Raw genomic sequence first — 24733 nt, forward strand, 5'->3', positions numbered from 1 at the left:
GCCGCATGCCGTTTAAGCCGGTTTACCGGCGCGCAGTAAAAAGATCATCGGACGCTCTTTCTCTTCCTTGAGCGCCGGTTGGGCGGCGATTTGCTCGGCGCTCGGGCCCCACTCATCAAGCTGCTCCAGCACAAAACCGGCGGCGATAAGCGCGTTAATCCAGCTTGAGAGTTTGCGATGCTGTTTAATCACCCCCTCGGCAAACCAGTTGCTGATACGTTCGCCTTCCTGCTGATAGTGGCTCACCGGCCAGCGTTTTTGCCCCTGTTCATCTACCTGCCAACCCTGCTGCAGCGGCGCGGTATAGATGGGGTGTTCGGCGGAAAAGACCAGCGTACCGCCGGGAACCAGCGCCTGATAGAGCATAGTGAACAGCGGCGCGACGTCCGGCAGATAATGCAGCGCCAGCGAACTGTAGACCAGATCGCAGCTATCCGCGGGCAGCGTCAGGGTTTGCAGGTCGGCGCAGCGATATTCGATAGTCTCGCCGGTGGTCATCTCCCGCGCCCGCTCCAGCATCCGGCTGGAGAGATCGAAACCGATTATCTGTTTTGCTCCCTGTTGCTGCGCCCAGCGGCAAAACCAGCCGTATCCGCAGCCGAGATCGACCACCCGCAGGCCATCTAACGCCGGCAGCAGGCGCTGAATTGCCGGCCACTCCGGCGCGCCGTCAAGCCCCTTCACCGAGCGGTCAAGGGTGGCGTAACCGGCAAAGAAACCGGGATCGTCATAAATGTTCTGACTCATTGCAACTCCAATAATAACTTTGTTTATTTTTAGCTGACTCATTGTCAATGCACACGCTTTACTTAACGACCGTCCTTCAATTAATTTATGATGACCAACCTTTATAAGTAACCCGACCCGAAGAATGAATCTTACACTGAGCAAAAGCGTGCTGGCGGCACTGCCACTGGCCATCGCGCTGGCTGGCTGCGCGCCATCGCATGACATTGGCGGCCCTTTAAAGCAGCAAACCCCGGCATCTCACGTTTCGATGGATCTGCCCGCCGCCGTAAAAAATGGCTGGCCGCATACCGACTGGTGGAAAGATTACCACGATGCCCAACTGGATAATCTGATTCAGCGCGCGTTAGCTAATGCTCCGGATATGCAAATTGCCGCGCAGCGCATCAAGCTGGCCGAAGCGCAGGCGCGAATGTCTCAGGCGAATCTCGGTCCGGAGATGGATTTCTCCGCCGATATCGAACGACAGAAAATGTCCGCGGAAGGCCTGATGGGGCCATTCGCCACCGACACCGACGGCAATACCGGACCCTGGTATACCAACGGTACCTTTGGCCTGACCGCCGGTTGGGATCTGGACCTGTGGGGGAAAAACCGCGCGCTGGTGAAAGCGCGCATCGGCGAAGTGAAAGCCCAGGTCGCCGAGCAGGCGCAGACCCGCGAGCTGCTGGCCAGCAGCGTGGCGCGCCTGTACTGGCAGTGGCAGACCGAAGCGGCGGTAAAAACGGTGCTGCAGCAGGTTAAAAGCGAACAGAATAATATTGTGAGCGTCGATACCGCGCTCTATCAGCGTGGCATCACCAACTCCGCCGAAGGGGCGGAGAACGACATTAACGTCAGCAAAACCGATCAGCAGCTGGCCGACGTGGCGGGTAATATGAAAGAGATTGAAGCGCGGCTGATGGCGTTAACCAACAGCCAGAGTCAGTCGCTCAATCTGCGAGCGGCGCCGCTGCCCGCGGTCAGCGCGCAGATGCCGAGCGAACTGGGCTATGAACTGCTGGCCCGCCGTCCGGATCTGCAGGAAGCCCACTGGTATATCGAATCCTCGCTGAGCGAAATTGATGCGGCGAAAGCGGCGTTTTATCCGGATATCAACCTGATGGCGTTCCTGCAGCAGGATGCGCTGCATTTAAGCGATCTGTTCCGTCATTCGGCGCAGCAGATGGGCGTCACCGCCGGGCTGACGCTGCCTATCTTTGATAGCGGCAGGCTGAATGCCAATCTCGATATCGCCAGCGCGCAGAACGGCCTGTCGATCGCTAAATACAACAAAGCCGTAGTCGATGCGGTGAACCAGGTGGCGAAAACCGCAAGCCAGGTAGAGACGCTGATGGAGAAAAACCAGCAGCAGCAGCAGGTGGAGAAAGATGCGCAGCGGGTGGTCAATCTCGCCCAGGCGCGGATGAATGCGGGAATCTTACCCGGCTCCCGCGTGAGCATGGCGAAGCTACCTGCGCTACAGGAGCGAATCACCGCCCTGCGTCTGCACGGCCAGTGGCTGGACGCCAGCATTCAGCTGACTTCCGCACTGGGCGGCGGTTATCACCAGACGACGAAATAACGGCGTCAATAGCGGCGCGCGGCGCCGCTATTCATTATCATCCTCTGTATCTTCCGCTTTTCTTTTCGCTTCCCGGCGTTTCAGCCACAGATGAGCTCCGACTACCAGCGCCACCACCAGGATCAGCCAGACCCAGTGTTTGATGTGCTGATCGAGATGATGTAACCATGGGCCTATCGCCTCGCCGCCAAGGTAGCCGAGGGTGGTAAAAATCAGCGCCCAAACGATGGCGCCGAAAATATTCAGCGGCAGAAAAATTTTCGGCGGCAAGCGACTGGCGCCGATCAAGACCGGGCCGATAACCCGAAAGCCGTACATAAAGCGGGTGCCGATAACGAACAGATAGGGATGCCGCTGAATCAGGCGCTGCGCTTTCCGGATCCGCGCCTTCTGCCGCGAGAAGCGACGCAGTAGCTTGCCGCCGAACTGGCGCCCCAGAAAATAGAGTAGCTGATCGCCGATCATGCCGCCTAAGGCTACGGCAACGACCACCAAAGGAAACTTCAATAGACCCTGATGCGCCGCCACGCCGCCAAGGATGGTGATGGTTTCACCTTCTGCGATGCTGCCGATAACCAGCGCCGCGTAGCCGTATTGGGAAATCAGGTGATTGATATCCATATAAACATAAACTCCTACTATTACCAGTCCCTTAATCATACACCCTGATGATTAAAACGGTCTGAAGCGCATTTTTATCGCTGTACACAAAATAATCTACAGAGTGAATTATACTTGGATCAGTGCTGTACGAAGCCGTGACAAGGGGGACGCTATGAACCATGTCTGGGGACTCTTCTCTCATCCTAATCAAGAGATGAGCGTGATCAAGAGTGAAAATGAAACCATTTCGCACCATTATACCCACCATGTGCTGGTGATGGCGGCGGTTCCGGTTATCTGCGCCTTTATCGGTACGACGCAGCTCGGCTGGAACTTCGGCGACGGCACGGTGATTAAGCTTTCACTGATGACCGGGTTGGTATTAGCGGTACTGTTTTATGCCGTTATGCTGGCCGGGGTGGCGGTGATGGGGCGGGTGATCTGGTGGATGGCCAGGAGCTATCCGCAACAGCCGTCGCTGAAACGCTGTATGGTTTTTGCCGGTTACGTCGCGACGCCGCTGTTTTTAAGCGGGATCGTGGCGCTCTATCCGCTGGTATGGCTGTGCGCGTTAATAGGCACCATCGCGCTGTTTTACACCGGTTATCTGCTGTATCTGGGCATTCCGACCTTCCTGAGTATTAATAAGGAAGAGGGGCTCAGCTTCGCCAGCTCAACCCTGGCTATCGGGGTGCTGGTGCTGGAAGTGCTGCTGGCGCTTACCGTCGTGCTGTGGGGCTACGGGTACCGACTCTTCTAATCAGATGCATTGCCGGCAGAAATGAATAATTATGTCGGCAATGCAGCATTTACTCACGATTCTTATTGGCCTCAGGGTGTTATGACGCGGTATGATGGCGTTTGCCAGCGGCGTAGCCCACTTTACGCCGCGGCGTACGTTCTATAACGTGCAAAAATACTTTTCAGAATGCCCATGATGCCGAATTTTCGAATTTCTTTGCTCAGCCTGACTTTGCTGCTGGCTGTGCCTTTTGCGCCCCAGGCGATAGCAAAAACCAGCGCGGTAACCGCCGCTTCCCAGCCGGATATCGCTTCCGGTAGCGCGATGATCGTCGATCTGGCGACCAAGAAAATCATCTACGCCAGCCAGCCCGATTTGGTGCGCCCGATGGCGTCGATCACCAAAGTAATGACCGCCATGGTGGTGCTGGATGCGCATTTACCTCTGGACGAGATGCTGACCGTTGATATCAGCCAGACGCCGGAGATGAAAGGTATCTATTCCCGCGTGCGTCTTAACAGCCAAATCAGCCGCCGCAATATGCTGCTGCTGGCGCTGATGTCCTCGGAAAACCGCGCCGCCGCCAGCCTGGCGCACCACTATCCTGGCGGTTATAACGCTTTTATCCGCGCGATGAACGCCAAAGCGCAGGCGCTGGGGATGACCCATACACGCTATGTTGAGCCGACCGGCCTGTCGGTGCATAACGTCTCCACGGCGCGCGATCTGACTAAGCTGCTGATCGCCAGCGAACAATATCCGCTGATCGGCCAGCTAAGCACCACCAAAGAAGATACCGCCACCTTTGCGCATCCGGCTTATACCTTGCCGTTCCGCAATACCAACCATCTGGTGTATCGCGATAACTGGAATATTCAGCTGACCAAAACCGGCTTTACTAACGCCGCCGGCCACTGCCTGATTATGCGTACGGTGATTAATCAACGCCCAGTGGCGCTGGTGGTAATGGACGCGTTTGGCAAATACACCCATTTTGCCGACGCCAGTCGTTTACGGACCTGGATTGAAACCGGCAAGGTGATGCCGGTTCCGGCCTCCGCATTGAGCTATAAAAAGCAGCGCGAAGCGCAGATGGCGGAAGCGATGCTGAAAGGCGGCACGCAGACCGCGCAGAACGATTAATTTGTCCTTCCCCGGATTGCGCCGCAATCCGGGAATTCTAATATCACTCCGGTAACGTCCAGTCGCCGTCGCCAAGCTGGCGCTGCATAATGAGGGTATCGCGCCAGTCGCCCATCTTATAGCCGACGCTGCGCAACTGTCCGGCAACGGTAAAGCCAAATTTCTTATGAATGGCAATCGAGCCTGCGTTGTTGTGGCCGTCGCCGATAATCGCCAGCATTTGCCGCCACGGCCCCTGTTCACACTGCGCGATGAGGCGCGTCAGCAGCGCGCTGCCGATGCCGCGCCCGCCCATACCGGACTCGACGTAAATCGACTCTTCCAGCGTATAGCGATAGGCCGGGCGAGGGCGGTAAAAGGTGGCATAGCAGTAGCCGACAATGGTGCCGCGCCACAGCGCGACCAGCCACGGAAGCCCGTTATCGCGCACGGTTTTAATTCGCTTGCGCATTTCGTCGACGGTAGGCGGGATCTCTTCAAACGAGGCGCGGCCATTAAGCACGTGCCAGACGTACAGCGCGGCAATCGCATGTGCGTCATCGGGCAGCGCTTCGCGGATCTCTAAGTCGGCGTCTTGTAACTTATCCTTGGCGGACATGGGGGCTCCTCAAGCTAATTGGCCGGAGAGTCTTTTTCTCCGGCATGCAGCGTAATACAGAAGCCCCGCGGCTGAACAGTCCTGGTTAACGATTATTGTGCTTCCGTTGGCTTCTGCGCCTCGCCCCAGTATTTTTGTTTGCTGGTTTTGCCGATACCCGGATTCATGCTGTTGGTGGGATCGTTCTGGCGATAGAAGCGCTTTAAACTCTCCGCCGCTTCATACAGATGGCCGACGTTGTGCTCCGCCGGATACTGCGCGCCGCGCGCTTTCAACAGATCCAGCATTTTTTCCTTCAGTTCGTGCGCGTCGACCCCTTTCTTCACGATGTAATCCTGGTGGAAGACGTGACACATAAAGTGGCCATAGTAGAGCTTGTAGACCAGCTGGCTGTCGATTTCCGCCGGCAGATGTTCGAACCATTCGGTGTCATTGCGGCGCAGGGCGATGTCCAGCGCCAGAATATCTTCCACTTCGTCGGCATGTACCGCCTGATAGCGGATCGCCGCGCCGGCGGCGGCGAAGCGGTGCAGAAATGCCTTGCTGCCTTCTTCCGCGGTACAGACAAAGAAATCGCCTTCGGCCTGCTGGAAATATTCCGTAAGCCACTTCTGCGCTTCTTCGATGCCGTCGCCGGCCATCTTCAGCAGCAGATGATGTTCGTACTTATCGCGCCAGGTTTTCATACGCTCCGGCAGGTGCGCCGGGAAGGCGTGACCGAGTTTCTGCATAAAGCGGTCGGTGAAGTGCGGCTTGAACAGGGAGACCTTTTCCAGCATCGCGTCGGTGCGCCCCTTCATGGTGAAGAAGAACGGCATTTTATCGGTGCCGAGCTTATCGATCATCAGGAAGGTATCTTTGCCATATTTTTCGGCGATATCGTAAATATCGCGGTGCATATATTCGCCGGCCACCGGCAGATTATTGAATTCAGCGAGGATGTGGCGGCGGATCTCGGTGAGCACTTCCGGCTGGTTAGTGCCGATATAGAACACCTGCTGGCGTTTTTCCGCTGGAAAAGTATCGAGACGGACGGCGAAGACCGCCAGCTTGCCGGCGCAGCCGGAGGATTCGAACAGGCGGTCCGGGTCGGCGTTATAGCGAGCTGGAGTATCGGCGTTGACATCGCGCACGCGGGTGACGTAATCGTGATCGTGGGCGTGGCGGCCATCGTGTTGCACGTCGGCATCGGTGATACGATCGTCGTCGAGGCGGCTCAGGATTTGTTCCGGCGTCGCGCCTAAATCGATTCCCAGATGGTTGACTAATTTCAGTTTGCCGTCGGCGTCAATCTGCGCAAACAGCGACATTTCGGTATAGGCCGGTCCGCGCTGCACCAGCGATCCGCCGGAGTTGTTACAGATACCGCCGATAACCGATGCGCCGATGCAAGAAGAGCCGATCACCGAGTGCGGTTCGCGGCCCAGCGGCTTGAGCGCTTTTTCCAGTGAATAGAGGGTGGTACCAGGGTAGGCCAGCACCTGCTCGCCCTTATCCAGCAGGTGCAGCTTGTCCAGACGCAGCGTGCTGATAATGACGATTTCGCGATCGTAATCATTGCCGCTCGGGGTGGAGCCTTCGGTCAAGCCGGTATTCGCCGCCTGCATCAGGATAATTTTGTCAGCTTGTACGCAGGCGCTGAGCACCCGCCATAGTTCAAGCAGGGTACCGGGGAACACCACCGCCAGCGCATCGCCGTGGCCTGAGCGGAAACCTTTTCGGTAACGCTGGGTTTTCGCCGGATCGGTTAACAGATGCGAGGAGCCAACCAGCCGCGCCAGTTCCGCCAAAAAGGGAGGGTTATTTATTGTTGTTGCAGATGACATGATTCACTCCTTGTGGGCACAGGAAAGCTATATCGCTGTTAGCATACCGCTTTGTATGACAATTTGGTGTATGAATGTTTCTATAAATCAGATAAGAACCTTAGCATTCTACGGGCGCGTTGTTTATATATATGGCAAACTGCGGTTTTTGCTGCGTTTTCGCTGGGTTATTAGCACCGAATCAAAGAGGGATACATAATAATGAAATGGTTGTGTACTGTTGGCGTCGCCGTGAGCCTGGCGCTGCAACCCGCGCTGGCCGATGAACTGTTTGGTAACCATCCGCTGACGCCTGAGGCGCGAGATGCGTTTGTTAGCGAACTGCTGAAAAAAATGACGGTCGATGAAAAAATCGGTCAGCTGCGCTTAATCAGCGTTGGCCCGGATAACCCGAAAGAAGCGATCCGGGAAATGATCAAAAACGGTCAGGTTGGGGCGATTTTTAATACCGTGACCCGGCCTGATATCCGCGTGATGCAGGATCAGGTGATGCAGCTAAGCCGCCTGAAGATCCCGCTGTTTTTCGCCTACGATGTGCTGCACGGCCAGCGTACCGTCTTCCCGATAAGCCTCGGCCTGGCCTCCTCTTTTAATCTCGACGCGGTGAATACCGTCGGGCGTATCTCGGCCTACGAAGCGGCTGACGATGGTCTTAATATGACCTGGGCGCCGATGGTCGACGTTTCTCGCGACCCGCGCTGGGGCCGCGCCTCTGAAGGGTTTGGCGAAGACACTTACCTGACCACCGTGATGGGTAAAGCGATGGTGGAATCGATGCAGGGCAAGAGCCCGGCAGACCGCTATTCGGTGATGACCAGCGTTAAACACTTCGCCGCCTACGGCGCGGTTGAAGGCGGTAAAGAGTACAACACCGTCGATATGAGCCCGCAGCGCCTGTTCAACGACTACATGCCACCGTATAAAGCCGGTCTCGATGCCGGCAGCGGCGCGGTGATGGTGGCGCTAAACTCGCTCAACGGTACCCCGGCCACTTCCGATTCCTGGCTGCTGAAAGACGTCCTGCGCGACCAGTGGGGCTTCAAAGGCATCACCGTTTCCGACCATGGCGCCATCAAAGAGCTGATTAAACACGGCGTCGCCTCCGACCCGGAAGACGCGGTGCGCGTCGCGCTGAAGTCCGGTATCAACATGAGCATGAGCGATGAGTACTACAGCAAATATCTGCCGGGGCTGGTGAAATCCGGCAAGGTGACGATGGCTGAACTGGATGACGCTACCCGCCACGTGCTCAACGTCAAGTATGACATGGGGCTGTTCAACGATCCGTACAGCCATCTGGGGCCGAAAGCGTCCGACCCGCAGGACACCAACGCCGAAAGCCGTCTGCATCGTAAAGAGGCGCGCGAAGTGGCGCGAGAAAGCCTGGTGCTGCTGAAAAATCGTCTCGATACGCTGCCGCTGAAAAAATCAGGCACCATCGCGGTGGTGGGCGCGCTGGCGGATAGCAAGCGCGACATGATGGGCAGCTGGTCGGCGGCGGGCGTGGCCGACCAGTCGGTCACCGTGCTGACCGGCATCAAAGAGGCGCTGGGCGATAAAGGCAAAGTGATTTATGCCAAAGGCGCTAACGTTACTGACGATAAAGGCATTGTCGATTTCCTTAACCTGTATGAGAAAGCGGTGCAGGTCGACCCGCGCTCGCCGCAGGAGATGATCGATGAGGCCGTGGCGGCGGCGAAACAGTCCGACGTGGTCGTTGCGGTGGTGGGCGAAGCGCAGGGTATGGCGCATGAGGCTTCCAGCCGTACCGATATCACCCTGCCGCAAAGTCAGCGCGATCTGATTAGCGCGCTGAAAGCGACCGGTAAACCGCTGGTGCTGGTGCTGATGAACGGGCGTCCGCTGGTGCTGGTGAAAGAGGATCAGCAGGCGGATGCGCTGCTGGAGACCTGGTTTGCCGGTACTGAAGGCGGCCATGCGATCGCCGATGTGTTGTTTGGCGATTACAACCCGTCCGGTAAGCTGCCGATGTCCTTCCCGCGTTCGGTGGGGCAGATCCCGACCTACTACAGCCATCTGAATACCGGCCGTCCGTATAATCCGGAAAAACCGAATAAATACACTTCGCGTTATTTCGATCAAGCGAACGGCCCGCTGTATCCATTTGGCTATGGCCTGAGCTACACCACCTTTAGCGTTTCCGATGTCAAAATGTCGGCGCCGACGATGCCGCGAGACGGCAGCGTGACCGCCAGCGTGCAGGTGACCAACACCGGCAAACGTGAAGGGGCGACGGTGATCCAGCTTTATCTGCAGGACGTGACCGCGTCGATGAGCCGGCCGGTGAAAATGCTACGCGGCTTTAAGAAGGTGAATCTCAAGCCGGGCGAGACACAAACTGTCAGCTTCCCGATTGATGTTGAAGCGCTGAAGTTCTGGAACCAGCAGATGAAATACGTTGCCGAACCGGGCAAATTTAACGTCTTTATCGGCGTCGATTCCGCCCGCGTTAAGCAGAGCGAATTTGAGCTGCTGTAGTCGCGAGCCCAGTAAAAAGGGATAAACCGGGTGTTACACCTGAAAGGCCGATTAATCGGCCTTTTCTTTTTCGTTAAATGGCCAAATGGACTACGCTTTTCTCTTAAGCTTCTGTAAGCGAAGCGTATAAAAATGAGGGAAGCGGGATGATGATGGCAATGAAATGGTCAGGTGTAATGGCGCTTGCAGCCCTGCTTAGCCTGCCGCTGCAGGCGGCGGAACCGGTGAAGGTGGGCTCGAAAATCGATACGGAAGGGGCGCTGCTCGGCAACATCATTTTGCAGGTGCTGGAAAGCCATGGGGTGAAAACGGTCAATAAAGTCCAGCTCGGCACCACGCCGGTGGTTCGCGGCGCGATTACCGCCGGCGAGCTGGATATCTATCCGGAATATACCGGCAACGGCGCTTTCTTCTTTAAAGATGAAAATGACCCGGCGTGGAAAAACGCCAAACAGGGCTATGAAAAAGTTAAGAAGCTGGACGCGGAAAAAAACAAGCTGATCTGGCTGACCCCGGCCCCCGCAAATAATACCTGGACTATCGCAGTGCGACAGGAAGTGGCAGAGCAAAATCATCTTACTTCATTGGCCGATCTTAGCGCCTATCTACAGAAGGGCGGCGACTTTAAACTGGCGGCTTCCGCGGAGTTTATCGAGCGCGCCGATGCCCTGCCGGCATTTGAAAAAGCTTACGGATTTAAGCTTAATCAGAATCAGCTGTTGTCGCTGGCGGGCGGCGATACCGCAGTGACCATTAAGGCGGCGGCACAGCAAACCTCCGGTGTTAACGCGGCGATGGCCTATGGTACCGATGGGCCGGTGGCGGCGCTGGGGTTACAAACCCTGAGCGATCCAAAAGGCGTACAGCCCATTTACGCGCCGGCGCCGGTGGTGCGCGACGCGGTGCTGAAGGCGTATCCGCAGATGGCGCAGTGGCTGGAGCCGGTGTTCGCTAGCCTCGATGAAAAAACATTGCAGAAACTAAACGCCAGTATTGCCGTTGAAGGGCGTGACGCGAAGAGCGTTGCCGCCGATTACCTGCAACAAAAAGGGCTGCTGAAGTAAGGACTGGTGACTATTCGTTGTTATAACCGTGTGGCGCTGCTGCTCACGCTACTGCTGTTGGCCGTGGCGGCGCTGCCGTTTGTTACTTATGCCCCTAATCGTCTGCTCTCCGGTGAAGCGCGCTGGCTCTGGACGCAAATGCCGTGGCTGGCGGCGGCGCAGCTGGCGGGCGGGCTGCTGCTGTTGTTATTGTGCTGGATCCCTGGCCGTCTGGCGCTGTTAGGAAGCCTGCTGATTGCCGATTTGCTCCTGCCACTACTAATGTGGGGCGCCGGAGACATCGCGCGACATCTGGTGCAACAGGGCTCCCCGCTGGCGCGTACCTCTCCCGGCAGCGGATTATGGCTTGCTCTCGCGCTATGCCTGCTGCTTGCCAGCGATACTATCCGCCGACTGACTCCGCACGCTTTATGGCGTTGGCTTCTGAATGCGCAGCTTTGGTTGCTACCGTGCCTGCTGCTGTGGCATGGGGCCCTCGATCAACTCTCTTTGCTGAAAGAATATGCTAACCGCGAGGATGTCTTTAATGACGCGCTGCGTCAGCATCTATGGTTGTTGTTCGGGACGTTGCTACCCGGATTATTATTGGGTTTATCGATAGGCTTCGCCCTCTGGCGGCGACCGCACTGGCAGGCGCCAGTATTTACCTTCCTTAATGTGATTCAAACTATTCCCTCGGTGGCGCTATTCGGTTTGTTGATCGCGCCGCTCGCCGGTTTGACCCGCCATTTTCCGTGGTTGGGGAATATAGGTATTTCTGGAACCGGGATGGCGCCGGCGCTGATCGCGCTGGTGCTGTACGCGTTATTGCCGCTGGTGCGCGGGGTGGTGACCGGACTACAGCAGGTGCCGCGGGAGGCGCTGGAAAGCGCGATGGCGATGGGAATGAGCGGCGGACAGCGTTTTCGCCAGGTCCAAATGCCGTTGGCGCTACCGATTCTGCTGCGTAGCCTGCGGGTCGTCAGCGTGCAGACCGTCGGTATGGCGGTGGTGGCGGCGCTGATAGGCGCGGGCGGCTTCGGCGCTTTGGTGTTTCAGGGGCTCCTCAGCAGCGCGCTGGATTTGGTGCTGCTGGGCGTCATTCCGACGATTGCGTTGGCGGTAGTCGTGGATGCCGTGTTTGCACTGTGGGGCGCGTTATTAAAAGGAGAGGCGCATGATTGAATTCGCCGGGGTGAACAAGGCCTTCGCCGGACAGCCAGCGGTGAAGGATCTAAATCTGCATCTGCGCGAAGGCGCGTTTTCCGTGCTGATTGGTACTTCCGGCTCCGGAAAATCGACCACTCTGAAGATGATTAATCAACTCGTGGAACAGGATAGTGGAGTGATACGCTTCGCCGGCGAGGATATCCGTCGACAGCCGCTGCTGGCGCTACGCCGTCGTATGGGGTACGCCATTCAGTCTATCGGCCTGTTTCCACACTGGACGGTGGCGCAGAATATCGCCACCGTGCCGCAGCTGCAAAAGTGGCCGCGCGGAAAAATTACCGAGCGGGTTGATGAACTCATGGCGTTACTTGGCCTGGAACCTCTGCTACGTGATCGCTACCCGCATCAGCTTTCCGGCGGCCAGCAGCAGCGCGTTGGCGTGGCGCGGGCGCTGGCGGCCAACCCGGAGGTGCTGTTAATGGATGAGCCATTTGGCGCGCTGGATCCGGTCACCCGCCAAGCGCTGCAGCAGGAGATGCTGCGCATTCATCGTCTGTTTGGGCGCACGATCGTGCTCGTCACCCATGATATCGACGAAGCGCTACGCCTGGCGGATCACCTGGTGCTGATGGACAGCGGCGAAGTGGTGCAGCAGGGGGAACCTATGCAGATGCTACTGCAGCCGAAAAACGCCTTTGTTGAAACCTTCTTTGGCCGTAGCGAACTGGGCGTTCGGCTGCTCTCGCTACGCGGCGTTGGGGATTACCTGCGGCGGGATGAACGGCTGGCAGGCGATGCGCTGAACGTCTCGATGACGTTGCGCGAGGCGCTGTCGCAGTTTGTCGCTCACCGCCGCGACGTTTTGCCGGTGGCCGATGAACAGGGTGAAGCGTGCGGTACGTTGCACTTTGCAGACCTGCTACACGATAGGGGCACGATGTGAAGGCGCTTCGCGATCCGCTACTGTGGCTGGTAGCGCTGTTTATCGCGCTGCTGCTGGTATTGCCCCACAGCGCGCCGCTGTTTAGCTGGCTGTTTCCGGAGCTGCCGCGCCCGGTTTATCAGCAGGAGAGTTTTCTGGCGCTGACGCTGGCCCACTTTTGGCTGGTGGCGCTCTCAAGCATTGCCGCGACGGTTATCGGCGTGGGGGCAGGGATTATCGTCACCCGACCCGCCGGGCGAGAGTTTCGTCCACTGGTGGAAACTATTGCCGCCATGGGACAGACATTTCCGCCGGTAGCGGTACTGGCGATCGCGGTACCGGTGATGGGCTTCGGCTGGCAGCCGGCGCTTATCGCATTGGCGCTATACGGAATATTGCCCGTGCTGCAGGGGACGCTGGCTGGATTAAGTTCGATATCGCCTGGGGTATTGAATATTGCCGAGGGGATGGGGATGAGCGGCTGGCAGCGGTTGTGCAAGGTGGAGCTGCCGCTGGCGGCGCCGGTGATGCTGGCCGGGATCCGCACCTCGACCATCGTCAATATTGGTACGGCAACCATTGCCTCAACGGTGGGCGCCAACACCCTCGGCACGCCGATAATAATCGGTCTCAGCGGCTTTAATACCGCTTATGTGCTACAGGGGGCGCTGCTGGTGGCGCTCGCCGCGATCATAATCGACCGCTTTTTTGAACGGCTGAACCAGTGGATCAGCCGACACCGCCGCGAACAATAAACGAGTAACCTGCCAGCATGACGCCGCCGATCCCGCCGATGGCCATGCATAAGAAGAGGGTAATGACCGCGATTTTCGCAGGCTTCATGATAGGCTCCTTTTGTTAACGGAGGGATTATACGGTGAAGCGCAGGTGTTAATGAAACATTAATTGCTATTTAGCCAGATCAGATTTTCCCGCTGTTCCCATTCGCGGAGCTGCGCTGCCTGAGGGCTACCCGGCGGCGCGGGGCACCACACCAGCAGGGTGCTGTCAGGAAATAGCTGCGGGCGGATCTGATTAAGCGAGTGCGCGACGATATCCACCCGCCAGCCCTGCTCGCAGGCGATCCAACCTTCCAGCCATAATTGAGTGGTGTCATCGGTGTTCCAGCCCACCACCACCGCGTGATGGCCGGGGCGCTTCCAGGCATGGGCGAGACATTGGGCGATGTGGTTGATTAAGATACCATCGAGCAGGCTACGCAGCGCCAGTAAAGTCGGCTGAGGGCTTAGCAGGCGGTGGCGAAGCGGATTAAGCAGATGATGCACCAGCATCTGTGCGCTATAGCTGTGGCTACGCTCTTTGAGCCATAGCCGCACGCGTTGGTAATGACCTTCCTGCAGAAAACCGAGCAAGATTTCCTGCTGTTCGCGCCAGCCGTCTTCGACATCCGCTTCGCGATCGGGCAGCAGGTTTTTTACTTTGCTGACCTGAACGCCGGCATCAATCCAGCGCTTAATTTCGCGGATGCGATCGATTTCACTGTCATTGAATAAACGATGGCCGCCATCGGTGCGTTGCGGCTTGATGAGTTCATAACGTCGCTGCCAGGCTCGCAGCGTCACGGGATTGATATCACAAAGCTGAGCCACTTCGCCTATCGTATACAGCGCCATTTTCCCCTCCCGCCGTGTGCTCCTCATTTAACTGTAGAAGGGGTTTATCAATTGTTCATTTTTTGCGCTTTACGGCGCCGGCGAGACGGTGGGAAGTGTGATCGTCACCATGATTTATCATTTTCTTGTATCGCTTCAAAGAAAGTTATGGACGGGCAGTGTATGTTACGCGCTTTCAAAGGTTGTGTGGTTGGCGGGTATGTACGAGTTCGATCTGGTCTTGCTGCTGCTCCAGCAGATGTGCGTGTTTCTGGTTATCGCCTGGCTGATGAGTAAAACGCGGCTGTTCATTCCCCTGATGCAGGTCACCGTGCGTTTGCCGCATAAGCTGCTGTGCTATGTCACCTTCTCGATTTTTTGCATTATGGGGACCTATTTCGGTCTGCATATCGAAGACTCTATTGCTAATACTCGCGCTATTGGCGCAGTGATGGGTGGCCTGCTCGGCGGCCCGGTGGTCGGCGGTCTGGTGGGGTTGACCGGCGGCTTGCATCGCTATTCGCTGGGCGGCATGACGGCGTTAAGCTGTATGGTGTCGACCATTGTCGAAGGGCTGCTCGGCGGCCTGGTGCATAGCATTCTGATCAAACGCGGACGTCCGGATAAAGTGTTCAGCCCGCTTACTGCCGGGGCGATTACCTTTTTCGCTGAACTGGTACAGATGCTGATAATCCTGCTCATTGCGCGGCCATTCCAGGATGCGTTGCACCTGGTGCAGAGTATCGCCGCGCCGATGATGGTCACTAATACCGTCGGCGCCGCGCTGTTTATGCGCATTCTGCTGGATAAGCGGGCGATGTTTGAGAAATACACCTCGGCTTTTTCCGCCACCGCGCTAAAGGTGGCGGCCTCCACCGAGGGGATCCTGCGCCAGGGGTTCAACGAAGAGAACAGTATGAAGGTCGCTCAGGTGCTGATTCAGGAACTCGATATCGGCGCCGTGGCGATTACCGACCGCGAAAGGCTGCTGGCGTTTACCGGTATCGGCGACGATCATCATCTGCCAGGTAAACCTATCTCCTCATCCTATACACAAAAGGCGATTGATACCGGCGAAGTGGTTTATGCCGACGGCAACGAGGTGCCATACCGTTGTTCAATTCACCCTGGCTGTAAACTGGGCTCGACGCTGGTCATTCCGCTGCGCGGTGAGAATCAACGGGTTATTGGCACTATTAAGCTATATGAAGCGAAAAACCGCTTGTTCAGCTCGATTAACCGCACGTTGGGGGAGGGGATAGCGCAACTGCTGTCGGCGCAGATCCTTGCCGGCCAGTATGAACGACAGAAAGCGTTGCTGACCCAGTCGGAAATTAAACTGCTACACGCGCAGGTTAACCCGCACTTTCTGTTCAACGCCCTGAACACGCTGAAGGCAGTGATCCGCCGTGATAGCGATCAGGCTGGGCAACTGGTGCAGTATTTATCGACCTTCTTTCGCAAAAATCTGAAGCGACCAACGGAGATTGTCACCCTGGCGGACGAAATTGAACATGTGAATGCCTATCTGCAAATTGAGAAGGCGCGATTCCAGGATAATTTGCAGATACGCATGCAGGTGCCAGCGTCGCTTGAGCATCTCCAGCTACCGGCATTTACGTTACAGCCGATAGTCGAAAACGCGATCAAGCACGGCACCTCTCAGCATCTTGGCGTGGGCGAAATTACCATTCGCGCCAGTCAGCATGAGCGTTGGCTACAGCTGGATGTGGAAGACAATGCCGGGCTTTACCGTGATAACCCTAATGCCAGCGGGCTTGGGATGAGTCTGGTGGACAGACGACTGCGCACGCGCTTCGGCGCCGACTGCGGAATTAGCGTCGCTTGCGAAGCGGAACATTTTACCCGCATCACGCTGCGACTGCCTGTGGAGGAAAATGCATGCTAAAAGTTTTAATCGTCGATGATGAGCCGCTGGCGCGAGAAAACCTGCGCATCCTGCTGGAGGAGCAAAGCGATATAGAAATCGTTGGCGAATGCGGCAATGCCGTCGAAGCGATTGGCGCGGTGCATAAGCTGCGTCCCGACGTGCTGTTTCTGGACATTCAAATGCCGCGTATCAGTGGGCTGGAGATGGTTGGCATGCTCGATCCTGAACATCGCCCCTATATCGTCTTTTTAACCGCCTTCGATGAATATGCGGTGAAGGCGTTTGAAGAGCACGCTTTCGATTATCTCCTCAAGCCTATTGAGAACGTCCGGCTGGAGAAAACGCTGGGCCGCCTGCGCCAGGAGCGCAGTCTGCAGGATGTATCACTGTTGGAGGATGCCCAGCAGGCGCTGAAGTACATTCCCTGCACCGGTCACAGCCGCATCTGGCTACTGCAAATGGAGGATGTGGCTTTTGTGAGCAGCCGAATGAGCGGTATTTACGTCACCGATAGCGAAGGCAAAGAAGGTTTTACCGAGCTGACTTTGCGTACTCTGGAAAGCCGAACGCCGCTGCTGCGCTGCCACCGTCAGTATTTGGTTAACATGGCGCATTTGAAAGAGATCCGCCTTGAGGAGAACGGCCAGGCGGAGCTACTGATGCGCGCCGGGCAAACGGTGCCGGTCAGCCGTCGTTACCTGAAAAGCCTGAAAGAGGCGATTGGTCTGTAAAAACGCGGAATCATGGTAGACTTAGCGCCAGCATTTTTCATCATGAAGGCATTATGATCAGTAACGACATTTTACGTAGCCTGCGCTACACCCTGAAAACGAATAATAACGGTCTGGTACGTATCTTTGCGCTGGCGGATGCGCCGGTGAGTGCGGAACAACTGGTACCCTGGCTGAAAAAAGAAGACGAAGAAGGGTTTGCGCGCTGCCCGGATGTCGTACTGTCGAATTTCCTCAACGGTCTGATTTACGACAAGCGTGGTAAAGATGAGTCGGCGCCGCCGCTGGCGGTCGAGCGCCGGGTGAATAACAATATCGTACTGAAAAAATTGCGTATCGCCTTCTCGCTGAAGACCGACGACATTCTGGCGATCCTGACTCAGCAAAAATTCCGCGTGTCGATGCCGGAAATTACCGCCATGATGCGCGCGCCGGACCATAAAAACTACCGTGAATGCGGCGATCAGTTTTTGCGCTATTTCCTGCGCGGTCTTACCGAGCGCGAGCACGCCAAAGGCTAAGCGCCTGACTTGACCCGGGCCTGCGCCCGGGCCCTGTATCTCTTTACTTCTTCACTTCTTTAAAACCCTGCGATTCCAGCAGCTTAGTCGATACTGATAGCGAAACAAACTGCTGTGAGCAGTCGGTGAACATCGAGCCTGGCAGCTTGCACAGCTCGCTGATTTTCGCTTTGCTGAAATCCACGGTCAGATGTTCAAGCGCGTAGGAGTCTTTATAGTCGATGGTCTGCTCAACGCCCTGCAGATTACGATAGACGCTGCTGATCGGCTCGATAATCGCCCGCGCCTGTTCTTTATTTTCCGCGCCGATCGATTTATAGGGAATGGTATTGTCGGCATCCTGACGCAGCACTTTGTCGCCGTCATAGTGGTAGGTAAAGCTAAGTTCGACGCCGTTGGTATTCAGCGCAAAGGTTTTAGTCTCTTCTTTTTTATTATCGCAGCCGGCGAGCGCCGCCAGCAGAACGGATACGGCCAGCACGCCAGCCATCTTGCGGTTAAATTTCATCACGATTCCCTATGTTGAGTGGTATTGCGCGTCCAGAGAGGAGCAGACAGTAATGATTATTATGGCGATTACGCGTTGTCGCAACAGAAGGCGTGAAGGGAATAAAAAAAGCGCTGCCGGAGCAGCGCTTTTGCGGAGGGTTATTTAACCTGCTGACCCGGCTGTGCGCCGCTGTCAGGGCTTAACAGGAAGATATCTTTCCCGCCAGGGCCGGCGGCCATCACCATCCCTTCGGAGATACCGAAGCGCATTTTACGCGGCGCCAGGTTGGCGACCATCACCGTCAGACGGCCAATCAGCGCCTGCGGATCCGGGTAGGCGGATCGGATGCCGGAGAAGACGTTGCGCTTCTCGCCGCCGAGATCGAGGGTCAGGCGCAGCAGCTTATCGGAACCGTCGACGAACTCGGCGTTTTCAATCAGCGCGATGCGCATATCCACCTTGGCGAAATCGTCAAAGGAGATAGTTTCCTGGATCGGATCATCGGCCAGCGGGCCAGTCACCGGCGCGGCGGCGGCTTTAACTTCTTCTTTAGAGGCTTCCACCAGCGCTTCGACCTGTTTCATTTCAATGCGGTTGTACAGTGCCTTAAAGGCGTTAACCTTGTGCGCCAGCAGCGGCTGCTGGATGGCGTCCCAGCTCAGCTCGGTGTTGAGGAACGCTTCAGCGCGCGCGCTCAGCCCCGGCAGAACCGGCTTCAGCCAGGTCATCAGCACGCGGAACATGTTCAGCCCCATGGTGCAGATTGCCTGCAGGTCGGCGTCGCGGCCTTCCTGTTTGGCCACCACCCACGGCGCCTGCTCGTCGACATAGCGGTTAGCGACGTCGGCCAGCGCCATAATTTCGCGGATGGCTTTACCGAACTCGCGGCTTTCCCACGCTTCGCCGATAGCGGCAGCCGCATCGGTGAAGGTTTTATACAGCGCCGGGTCAGCCAGCTCGGCAGAGAGCATGCCGTCGAAGCGCTTATTGATAAAGCCGGCGTTACGCGAAGCCAGGTTCACCACTTTGTTAACGATGTCGGCGTTGACGCGCTGGATAAAGTCTTCCAGGTTCAGGTCGATATCATCAATGCGCGAAGAGAGCTTAGCGGTGTAGTAGTAGCGCAGGCTATCGGCATCAAAATGGTTCAGCCAGGTGCTGGCTTTGATAAAGGTGCCGCGAGATTTGGACATCTTGGCGCCGTTTACCGTGACATAGCCGTGAACGAACAGGTTGGTCGGCTTACGGAAATTGCTGCCTTCAAGCATGGCCGGCCAGAACAGGCTGTGGAAGTAAACGATGTCTTTACCGATGAAGTGATATAGCTCGGCGCTGGAATCTTTCTTCCAGTATTCATCGAAGCTGGTTGTGTCGCCGCGTTTATCGCATAGATTCTTAAAGGAACCCATGTAACCGATCGGCGCATCCAGCCAGACGTAGAAGTATTTGCCCGGCGCATTCGGAATTTCAAAGCCAAAGTACGGCGCGTCACGGGAAATATCCCACTGCTGCAGGCCGGATTCGAACCACTCCTGCATTTTGTTCGCCACCTGCTCCTGCAGCGCGCCGCTGCGGGTCCACGCCTGCAGCATTTCGCTAAAGGACGGCAGGTCGAAGAAGAAGTGCTCAGATTCACGCATCACCGGCGTCGCGCCGGACACCACGGATTTCGGGTCGATGAGTTCAGTTGGGCTGTAGGTCGCGCCGCAGACTTCGCAGTTATCGCCGTACTGGTCCGGAGATTTACACTTCGGACAGGTACCTTTGACGAAACGGTCCGGCAGGAACATGCCCTTTTCCGGGTCGTAAAGCTGAGAGATAGTGCGGTTTTTAATAAAACCGTTTTCTTTCAGACGGGTATAGATAAGCTCCGACAGCTCGCGGTTCTCGTCGCTGTGCGTCGAGTGGTAGTTGTCGTAACTGATATCGAAACCGGCAAAATCGGTCTGATGCTCCTGACTCATCTCGCCGATCATCTGCTCCGGGGTGATGCCAAGCTGCTGCGCTTTCAGCATAATCGGGGTGCCGTGGGCGTCGTCGGCGCAGATGAAGTTGACTTCGTGGCCGCGCATTCGCTGGTAACGGACCCAGACATCAGCCTGGATGTGCTCCAGCATGTGGCCGAGGTGGATAGAGCCGTTGGCGTACGGCAGCGCGCACGTTACCAGAATTTTTTTCGCGACTTGAGTCATAGTGGGCATTACATCTTCTGTTGTAAAAAGGGCTTTTGATGTTACCTGAAAGGCAATAATTTGGTAAGCCCAAAGCTTATTGTGGGGGAATTATTCCCTTTCAGGTAAACTTAACGGACAAGAATCAACTCACAATAACAAAGGAGTCGGGATGAGTTCGCAATCCCAGGCCAAATCCCCCGAACGTCTACGTGCGATGGTCGCCGGGACTCTGGCTAATTTCCAGCACCCAACCCTGAAGCATAACCTCACCACGCTAAAGGCGCTGCACCATGTTGCCTGGCTTGACGATACCGTGCATATCGAGATCCAAATGCCGTTCGTCTGGACCCGCGCGTTTGAGGCGTTGAAGGAGCAATGCAGCGCCGAGCTGCTGCGCATTACCGGCGCGAAGGCCATCGACTGGAAGCTCTCTCACAGTATCGCCACCCTGAAGCGAGTGAAAAACCAGCCGGGCATTAATGGCGTGAAAAACATCATCGCCGTGAGTTCCGGTAAAGGCGGGGTGGGCAAATCCTCTACCGCCGTGAACCTCGCGCTGGCGCTGGCGGCGGAAGGGGCCAAAGTGGGTATTCTCGATGCCGATATCTATGGTCCGTCGATTCCGACCATGCTCGGCGCCGAAGACAGCCGCCCGACGTCGCCGGACGGCACCCATATGGCGCCGATCATGAAGTATGGCCTGGCGACTAACTCCATCGGATATCTGGTGACCGACGACAACGCCATGGTGTGGCGCGGCCCGATGGCCAGCAAGGCGCTGATGCAGATGCTTCAAGAGACGCTGTGGCCGGATCTGGATTACCTGGTACTGGATATGCCGCCGGGAACCGGCGACATCCAGCTGACCCTGGCGCAAAACATTCCGGTGACCGGCGCGGTAGTGGTGACGACGCCGCAGGACATCGCGCTGATCGACGCCAAAAAAGGCATCGTGATGTTTGAGAAGGTGGAAGTGCCGGTCGTGGGGATCGTGGAAAACATGAGCATGCATATCTGCAGCAACTGTGGCCACCACGAACCTATCTTTGGCACCGGCGGCGCCGAGAAGCTGGCGGCGAAGTATCACACCCAGTTGCTAGGCCAGTTGCCATTGCATATCACGCTGCGTGAAGACCTGGATAAAGGTACGCCGACGGTCATTGCGCGTCCGGAAAGCGAGTTTACCGATATCTACCGCCAGTTGGCGGGACGCGTGGCGGCGCAGATGTACTGGCAGGGCGAAGTTATCCCGAGCGAGATTGCCTTCCGCGCCGTTTAAGGCTGGGTGTAACGCATCAGCCAATAATCTCCGTCAGGAGACGCGCCCTGCGCTTCGACTTTCCAGCCGTGATGCTGGTAGAAGCGCAGGGCGTTTTCATTTCTCGACAGGCACTTCAGCGTGCCGCTGCGCTTAAATGAGCGCTGAACCTGTTCCAGCAGCAGGCTACCGACGCCTTTTCCCTGCCACTGCGGATCCACGAACAGGTTATGCAGGAAGTTGTCGATAACCCACACCGAGGCGAATCCTGCCAGCACATCGCCGCATTCGGCGACCCATAGCTGTTCGTCTTGCACTACGGCATCAAAATCTTCCAACCGCCATTGATCGCCGTTAAGCCATGTCCACGACGCAAGACGCGCGTCAAGAAACAGCTGACGCAGGCGAGGGTAGTCGCTGTCGCGGCCAGGACGAATACGCAACTGCGGCGATAGTGAGAGCTTAGCGATGATAGAAGATCTCGCCGTCATACACTTTCAGGATCTTGCCTTCGGTGTCGGTGATCAGAACATAGTTGCCGCCCATGTAGGTCCAGTGGCTGCCGGCATCCGGCGCGGGCAGGTTACGCAATTGCCACTGCTTGATGTTGTACTCAGGAGTGAGGTACATCGCCGGCACGGTATCGCCAATATGAAATTGGGTAAAATCAGCGGTGAATTCTTTCATCGCATACTGTTCAATCCCGGAGGCCGGCGCCGCCCAGCTTGCGCTGGCGCTGGCAAGAAGTACGCCCAGAAGCATCATTTTTGTTTTACGCATATTTTCCTCAATATTACCTGGACTCAAAATAGCAGCCTCGTATCATTCCTGAAGCGCTGCTGAAATGGCAAGCACTGGTTTTTTAAAAAGTGTAAGCAAAACACGGCTGAAGTCTTGTGCCGCTTGCGTTGTTACGCGGTAAATCGCTATTTTGGGAGCATTCTGAAGCTTTGGAGAATTGGCATGTTCAGGCTGGAAGATCTGACCTTATTTGTCCGCGCGGCGGCGTTAGGCAGTTTTAGCGAGGCGGCACGAGAAGCGGGGCAGCAGCCAGCGCAGGTAAGCGCGGCGATCAAACGCCTGGAAACGACGCTCAACATTCGCCTTTTTGCCCGTTCGACCCGTAGCCTGCGCCTGACTCCGGAGGGCGAAACCTGGTTGCCCTATGCCACTCAGATGCTCGATACCTTACAGGCCGGGTTACAGAAAATTCAGGCGCCGGGGGATGAAGTGCGCGGCACGCTGCAAATCTCTGTGCCATCCGACCTTGGGCGCAACCTGCTGCTCAAGGTATTTTGCGCTTTTCGCGAACGTCATCCGGCGCTGAGTCTGCGGCTGCACTTTTCCGATCATCTGACCGACGTGTTTAAAGATCCGGTGGATGTCGCTTTTCGCTACGGCTACCACGAAGACGCTTCGTTTATCTCGCTGCCGGTCGCGCCGGAGAATCGCCGGGTGTTAGTCGCTTCACCGCAGTGGATTGCCCGCCACGGTCAAATTAGTAGTCTGGAGGAGTTATCCCGGCACAGTGCGCTACTGTATGTATTACGCGGCCGGCCTTTTGACCGCTGGCCGCTGATTTCAGGTAATGAAGTACATACCGTGGAGATGAACGGCGCGATCATGAGTGATGATGCGGAGGTGATCCGTCGGCTGGCGGTAGCCGGAGAGGGGATCGCTTATAAATCGTTTCTTGATGTCAGCGACGACCTGCGGGAAGGGCGTCTGGTGCGGCTGCTGCCGGACTATCAGGGCGATTTAACGCCGTTGAATATGATTTGTCCGCACCGCAAACAGCTCTCTGCCGCGGTGCGTTTGTTATATCAAGAGGTGAAATCACATTGTGAAGCGCTTAGTGCTTAACTAAGGTCGCGAAATAATAGATTAGCGGGATCGCCAGCACCCACAGGCCAATCGGAATTTCACGCCACTTGCCGGCGATCGCTTTGATGACAATGTAAAACAGCAGTCCGCCGGCAATACCGGTGCCGAAGCTGTTGGCGATGAGCGTAATCATCACCATCATGAGGACCGGCAGTCCATCGGTAAAGTTACCCAGATCGACTTTGCGCAGGCCGCTGAACATATTCAGGCCAATCAGAATTAACGCCGGCGCGGTGGCCTCTTTAGGGATCATGAGCGCCACCGGCGTAAACAGCAGCATCAACAGGAACATCACCGCCGCCGCCAGCGCGGTGAGGCCGGTCTTGCCGCCGGCTTCCGCTGCCGCGGATGATTCAATCAGCGCCGTGGCCGCCGGAATACCGACCCACGGGCCCAGCGCGGCGGCAATCGAATCGACCATAAACGGGCGATTAATCTGCGGCATGTTGCCTTCTTCATCCAGTAAGCCCGCCTCGCCGCCGACCGCCAGGGTCGTACCCATGGTCGAGAAAAACTCGGACGCAAAAAAGACGAACAGGAACGGCAGGAAGGCGATATTTAATGCCCCCAACAGATCGATTTGCCCGAACACCGGAGCCAGCGAGTGCGGAACATCAATAAAGCTGCCCGGCAGTTTTGTTACCCCGAACGGAATACCCACCAGGGTGGCGAACAGAATGGCCCACAGTATCGCGCCGGGCACTTTACGCGCCTGTAACGCTATCGCCAGAAACAGGCCACACAGCGCCACCAGCGCGCCGGGGGCAAGAAAATCGCCGAGCATCAGGGCGTTGGTTTTGGCATTCGCCAACACCAGCCCGGCATTGCGAAAGCCGAGAACCGCGACGAACAACCCGATCGAGGCCGTCAGCCCCAGCTTAATTGACTGCGGTACCGAGCGGGTGACCACTTCGCGCAGGCCGAATTGGGTCAACAGGAAGAAGAGGATCCCCGACCAGCAGGCAATCCCGAGGCCAATCTGCCAGCCAATACCTTCGCTGCCCGCCAGCGTCACCCCCACCAGTACCGAGCCGCCAATGCCCGGACCGACGATAAACGGCAGGTTGGCGTAAAACGCCATTAATAGCGAACCGGCGACAAAAACCAGGATAGTGCCGGTGGTGGCGGCGCCTTTATCCATTCCGCCAATCGCCAGCAGCCCTGGAATGACCACCAGTAAATAGGCGGCGGCGAGAAAGCCGGTGATCCCGGCCAGGCATTCGGTGCGTAGCGAACCGCCCCGTGAGTGCAGCGCAAAGCGGCGCTCCAGCCAGTGGCTACGGGCAGAAGTATGAAGTGTGTTATCGGCCATGC

At 56.8% G+C, this 24733-nt stretch carries 24 protein-coding genes; 13 read left to right on the forward strand and 11 right to left on the reverse strand.

Features of this window, described 5'->3' with window-relative positions; genetic code table 11:
• Nucleotides 1–12 precede the first annotated feature (12 nt).
• Nucleotides 13–747: a class I SAM-dependent methyltransferase gene (locus PGR09_RS14215; protein WP_430916250.1), complete on the reverse strand. Its 735-nt coding sequence runs from the start codon at nucleotides 745–747 to the stop codon at nucleotides 13–15.
• A gap of 124 nt (nucleotides 748–871) precedes the next feature.
• Between PGR09_RS14215 and mdtQ the strand changes: the two genes are divergently transcribed.
• Nucleotides 872–2311 carry a multidrug resistance outer membrane protein MdtQ gene (gene mdtQ, locus PGR09_RS14220; protein ID WP_087860172.1) on the forward strand — a complete coding sequence of 480 codons (1440 nt, stop codon included), beginning with the start codon at nucleotides 872–874 and terminating at the stop codon, nucleotides 2309–2311.
• 27 nt (nucleotides 2312–2338) lie between these two features.
• Here the strand turns inward: mdtQ and PGR09_RS14225 are convergent, their stop codons facing one another.
• Complete coding sequence (locus tag PGR09_RS14225) at nucleotides 2339–2932, reverse strand: DedA family protein (protein ID WP_047044885.1); 594 nt, start codon at nucleotides 2930–2932, stop codon at nucleotides 2339–2341.
• Nucleotides 2933–3086: 154 nt separating this feature from the next.
• Between PGR09_RS14225 and PGR09_RS14230 the strand changes: the two genes are divergently transcribed.
• Entirely contained in the window at nucleotides 3087–3674 is a 588-nt protein-coding gene (locus PGR09_RS14230; protein ID WP_047078270.1) for a Yip1 family protein, read from the forward strand.
• 174 nt (nucleotides 3675–3848) lie between these two features.
• A complete protein-coding gene (gene pbpG / locus PGR09_RS14235; protein ID WP_161799877.1) occupies nucleotides 3849–4799 on the forward strand; it encodes a D-alanyl-D-alanine endopeptidase in 951 nt (316 codons plus the stop codon).
• A gap of 43 nt (nucleotides 4800–4842) precedes the next feature.
• On the opposite strand, the gene PGR09_RS14240 is transcribed toward pbpG, so the two are convergent.
• Both PGR09_RS14240 and dld read right to left on the reverse strand, forming a co-directional pair.
• Nucleotides 4843–5397, reverse strand: coding sequence for a GNAT family N-acetyltransferase (locus PGR09_RS14240; RefSeq protein ID WP_015365736.1), 555 nt, complete (start codon nucleotides 5395–5397; stop codon nucleotides 4843–4845).
• 92 nt (nucleotides 5398–5489) lie between these two features.
• Nucleotides 5490–7223, reverse strand: a complete 1734-nt coding sequence (dld, locus tag PGR09_RS14245; protein WP_047078269.1) for a D-lactate dehydrogenase — start codon at nucleotides 7221–7223, stop codon at nucleotides 5490–5492.
• Nucleotides 7224–7424: 201 nt separating this feature from the next.
• Here dld and bglX point away from each other — a divergent pair, with 201 nt between their 5' ends.
• The 5 genes from bglX (at nucleotide 7425) to PGR09_RS14270 (ending at nucleotide 13612) form a co-directional block, all read left to right on the forward strand.
• Nucleotides 7425–9722 (forward strand): beta-glucosidase BglX, encoded by a 2298-nt coding sequence (gene bglX, locus PGR09_RS14250; RefSeq protein ID WP_430916251.1) that lies wholly within the window; start codon nucleotides 7425–7427, stop codon nucleotides 9720–9722.
• A 146-nt stretch (nucleotides 9723–9868) separates the two neighbouring features.
• The gene (osmF, locus tag PGR09_RS14255; protein WP_045391246.1) at nucleotides 9869–10786 is read left to right on the forward strand and encodes a glycine betaine ABC transporter substrate-binding protein OsmF; all 918 of its coding nucleotides are present in this window, start codon (nucleotides 9869–9871) and stop codon (nucleotides 10784–10786) included.
• Between the two features lie 6 nt (nucleotides 10787–10792).
• On the forward strand, nucleotides 10793–11950 hold the full coding sequence (locus PGR09_RS14260; RefSeq protein WP_213797421.1) for an ABC transporter permease: 1158 nt from the start codon (nucleotides 10793–10795) through the stop codon (nucleotides 11948–11950).
• Complete coding sequence (locus tag PGR09_RS14265) at nucleotides 11943–12878, forward strand: ABC transporter ATP-binding protein (protein ID WP_430916252.1); 936 nt, start codon at nucleotides 11943–11945, stop codon at nucleotides 12876–12878. The genes PGR09_RS14260 and PGR09_RS14265 overlap by 8 nt, the downstream gene beginning before the upstream one ends.
• Nucleotides 12875–13612, forward strand: a complete 738-nt coding sequence (locus tag PGR09_RS14270) for an ABC transporter permease (RefSeq protein WP_047044871.1) — start codon at nucleotides 12875–12877, stop codon at nucleotides 13610–13612. The genes PGR09_RS14265 and PGR09_RS14270 overlap by 4 nt, the downstream gene beginning before the upstream one ends.
• Here PGR09_RS14270 and PGR09_RS14275 read toward each other — a convergent pair.
• The gene (locus PGR09_RS14275) at nucleotides 13587–13700 is read right to left on the reverse strand and encodes a protein YohO (protein ID WP_015365743.1); all 114 of its coding nucleotides are present in this window, start codon (nucleotides 13698–13700) and stop codon (nucleotides 13587–13589) included. The genes PGR09_RS14270 and PGR09_RS14275 overlap by 26 nt on opposite strands.
• 59 nt (nucleotides 13701–13759) lie before the next feature.
• Nucleotides 13760–14491, reverse strand: a complete 732-nt coding sequence (locus PGR09_RS14280) for a MerR family transcriptional regulator (RefSeq protein ID WP_045391234.1) — start codon at nucleotides 14489–14491, stop codon at nucleotides 13760–13762.
• A gap of 199 nt (nucleotides 14492–14690) precedes the next feature.
• On the opposite strand from PGR09_RS14280, the gene PGR09_RS14285 reads away from it, so the two are divergent.
• The 3 genes from PGR09_RS14285 to PGR09_RS14295 are packed head-to-tail and all read left to right on the forward strand — an operon-like array spanning nucleotide 14691 to nucleotide 17613.
• On the forward strand, nucleotides 14691–16379 hold the full coding sequence (locus tag PGR09_RS14285) for a sensor histidine kinase (protein WP_047066103.1): 1689 nt from the start codon (nucleotides 14691–14693) through the stop codon (nucleotides 16377–16379).
• Nucleotides 16373–17092, forward strand: coding sequence for a two-component system response regulator BtsR (gene btsR, locus PGR09_RS14290; protein WP_045391229.1), 720 nt, complete (start codon nucleotides 16373–16375; stop codon nucleotides 17090–17092). Before PGR09_RS14285 ends, btsR begins: the two co-directional genes overlap by 7 nt.
• 53 nt (nucleotides 17093–17145) lie before the next feature.
• A complete protein-coding gene (locus PGR09_RS14295) occupies nucleotides 17146–17613 on the forward strand; it encodes a DUF1456 family protein (protein ID WP_015706088.1) in 468 nt (155 codons plus the stop codon).
• Between the two features lie 43 nt (nucleotides 17614–17656).
• Here the strand turns inward: PGR09_RS14295 and PGR09_RS14300 are convergent, their stop codons facing one another.
• Complete coding sequence (locus tag PGR09_RS14300) at nucleotides 17657–18121, reverse strand: YehR family lipoprotein (RefSeq protein ID WP_047066101.1); 465 nt, start codon at nucleotides 18119–18121, stop codon at nucleotides 17657–17659.
• Between the two features lie 140 nt (nucleotides 18122–18261).
• Complete coding sequence (gene metG, locus PGR09_RS14305) at nucleotides 18262–20295, reverse strand: methionine--tRNA ligase (RefSeq protein ID WP_045377042.1); 2034 nt, start codon at nucleotides 20293–20295, stop codon at nucleotides 18262–18264.
• A gap of 151 nt (nucleotides 20296–20446) precedes the next feature.
• On the opposite strand from metG, the gene apbC reads away from it, so the two are divergent.
• Nucleotides 20447–21556: an iron-sulfur cluster carrier protein ApbC gene (apbC, locus tag PGR09_RS14310; protein ID WP_015365751.1), complete on the forward strand. Its 1110-nt coding sequence runs from the start codon at nucleotides 20447–20449 to the stop codon at nucleotides 21554–21556.
• Here apbC and PGR09_RS14315 read toward each other — a convergent pair.
• Nucleotides 21553–22026: a GNAT family N-acetyltransferase gene (locus tag PGR09_RS14315; RefSeq protein WP_047051024.1), complete on the reverse strand. Its 474-nt coding sequence runs from the start codon at nucleotides 22024–22026 to the stop codon at nucleotides 21553–21555. The genes apbC and PGR09_RS14315 overlap by 4 nt on opposite strands.
• Nucleotides 21998–22315 carry an RcnB family protein gene (locus PGR09_RS14320; protein ID WP_015365753.1) on the reverse strand — a complete coding sequence of 106 codons (318 nt, stop codon included), beginning with the start codon at nucleotides 22313–22315 and terminating at the stop codon, nucleotides 21998–22000. Before PGR09_RS14320 ends, PGR09_RS14315 begins: the two co-directional genes overlap by 29 nt.
• Nucleotides 22316–22498: 183 nt before the next feature.
• Between PGR09_RS14320 and PGR09_RS14325 the strand changes: the two genes are divergently transcribed.
• Complete coding sequence (locus tag PGR09_RS14325) at nucleotides 22499–23398, forward strand: LysR family transcriptional regulator (protein ID WP_047051025.1); 900 nt, start codon at nucleotides 22499–22501, stop codon at nucleotides 23396–23398.
• On the opposite strand, the gene PGR09_RS14330 is transcribed toward PGR09_RS14325, so the two are convergent.
• Nucleotides 23388–24731: an NCS2 family permease gene (locus tag PGR09_RS14330; RefSeq protein WP_032708742.1), complete on the reverse strand. Its 1344-nt coding sequence runs from the start codon at nucleotides 24729–24731 to the stop codon at nucleotides 23388–23390. The genes PGR09_RS14325 and PGR09_RS14330 overlap by 11 nt on opposite strands.
• Nucleotides 24732–24733 lie beyond the last annotated feature (2 nt).

It is taken from the genome of Klebsiella sp. 141251 (assembly GCF_050600725.1).
Lineage (GTDB): Bacteria > Pseudomonadota > Gammaproteobacteria > Enterobacterales > Enterobacteriaceae > Klebsiella > Klebsiella aerogenes.